2 protein-coding genes are annotated in these 2,300 nt (G+C 53.9%); both read right to left on the reverse strand.

Going from position 1 to position 2,300, the window contains the following annotated elements; translation table 11 throughout:
• On the reverse strand, nucleotides 1-338 hold a 338-nt coding region (locus tag AB1690_06935; protein MEW6015041.1), incomplete at its 3' end, for a hypothetical protein.
• Nucleotides 335-2,300, reverse strand: a 1,966-nt coding sequence (locus AB1690_06940; protein ID MEW6015042.1) for a PEP/pyruvate-binding domain-containing protein, incomplete at its 5' end; no start/stop codon positions are given. The genes AB1690_06940 and AB1690_06935, both read right to left, overlap by 4 nt.

A 2,300-nucleotide genomic window follows, 5' to 3' on the forward strand; every position in this document is an offset into this window, starting at 1 on the left:
CCCTTATTGCGCATACGGCTGGCCGCTTCATTGAAGACAGTCTGGATATCACCCGGGTCGGGAAAGCGGGCGATTTTCCGCGCCAGACCGTCGATTTCCAGCTCAATATCGTGCAGAATGACGCTGACCTGTCCGCTTGCCTGGCGCGCCAGTATTAATTGCTGTTGATTGAAATCTTCATTGATGCGGTCGCGCATGATGCCGGCATTCTGATAGATTATATAGATTGTCCCGCAGAGGATAAGAATGAACAGAATGGAACTGAGCAGCGGCAGGCTCCGGTAATTGAGAAGGGCATCGGCGGCAGTGCGGAATTTCTGGGTCAGACGGCTCATCATTGCCCATCCGCCGCCGGCTCAATGCCGAGTTTTTTCAGGATGTCATGAGTGTACCATTGGGTAACTTCATCGCTGGAGAGAGCCATATCGAGCTGTTTGGTCAAAATAGTAACGCGGCCCAGCTGATAGAGCAGCGAGGCGATCATATCGCAGTCGAGATAGGAAACCACCGTATCGAGAAAATCGGCGCGACTGTGGCATTCGAACCCGGCGCGGGAGAGCACCTCTGTAATCAGGCGAATTCTCCGAATGCGCCGGTCCAGCGAAGCGCCGCCGTCCTTGAAGTGCATCCGGATATAATTTTTGCTGAGCTCTTCGGAGCACATGGCTTCGATGGTCGAGAAATGGAAACCCATCCGGAGACTCAGGAGCATATAATTGCGGCTGAGGATGGCAAAGCTGTTTTCGGAGAAGCCGGCTTCTTCACTGCGGGAAAGGGTGGTGCCGAGGACGCCGGCAAATCCTTTGAAATCGACCGGCGGCGGCGCCGAGGGCCAACCTTCCTTCATGACTCCCGCCCAGAACGATTTCATCGGCTCCGAATCAATCTGTTCTTCGGTAATGAATCCTTTCGGGGCGATTTGGGTGATATCACGGTCAATGTATATTATCATGAGTTTCAACGGGATTTTGCTTTTGAGAGTCACCCCGAGGTAATTCTGATTGTCGATGCGCAGAATGCGGGAGAACATCTCTTCCATCGCCTTTTGATGCGCAAAGCGGGTGATGTCGTGAAGAGTGCGGCAGTTCTCCGGTTTAAAGATGGTGTCGCCGCGTCCTATCAGATTCAAGGGGGCAATGCGGTCCAGCATTTGACGAAGAATCAAGAAGATTCCGATATCTTCAAAGAAATCGAATTCCGGTCGGCGGGCGTCGACCAGCTCCTGTTGCATGTCGGCGTAGATGACGCATTCGGTGGCATCGACAGTCACCATGTCGCCATTATTAAATCGTTCCAGGTTCTGCATTCCGGCTATAGTCGGCACGCGATATTCCCGCGCCAGGGTTGCCATATGACTGGCAAGGCTTCCCACGCTGGTCACGATGGCGTTTACCTTTTCCATAATGGTAATCAGTCCGGGAAAAGGGTGTGCCGCCATCAGTACTGAACCATTGGGCACCGCCGCCAGGTCGGATACTGAAAATGCTTTATATATCGGACCGCTGCCGGCGCCGGGACAGACGGTCATCCCTCCGGATGCAAGATTTTGGAAGCGACTGATATCAACCGGTTTGGTCGCCGGCTTGCTTTTCAGAATCTGCAGCGGACGACTCTGCAGTATATATATCTGCCCATTCGTTCCGATGGCCCATTCAATATCCTGCGGGGAGTGATAATGGTTCTCGATTTTAAGCGCGTACTCGGCGAGCCGTTTCAATTGTGTATCCTGCAATGACGGCAAATTCTGCCGCTCGCCCGGTACCGGCTCTTCAACGGTGCCGCCGTCTGGGGACATCCGCAAACAGACCGGTTTGGTCGAAATATGGGAACTGACAATTCTTCCGTCACTGCGCCCCAGGACAAAGGTGTCGGGCGTCAGAGTGCCATCAACCAGATACTTTCCCAACCCGAAAATCGAACTGACCAAAAGCGTATCCCGCTCAGGATTAATCGGGTCACGGGTATAGATGACTCCGGCGGCGGCGGCGTCAATCATCACCGCGCAACCGACCGACATCGCCAGATGTGATTCTGCCAGGGAATGACTGAGATAATAGTAGATTGCCTGCGGCGTGAATTTGCTGGCGATGATGCTGCGGTAGCCATCGAGCGCTTTTTCCGGCGGAACATTGAGGAGGCTTTGATACTGCCCGGCAAAACTGAAGAGGGTGTCCTCGCCAATGGCGCTGGAGCGCATGGCAATTCTCGCCGAAGGATTCCGCTTTTTAAGTTCGGCAAAGGCGGCCGCAATGGCATCGGACAGGTCCGGCGGGATTTCTGATGCTGTAACCATGCCTCTG

Source organism: Candidatus Zixiibacteriota bacterium (genome assembly GCA_040753495.1).
Classification (GTDB): Bacteria; Zixibacteria; MSB-5A5; order GN15; family PGXB01; genus DYGG01.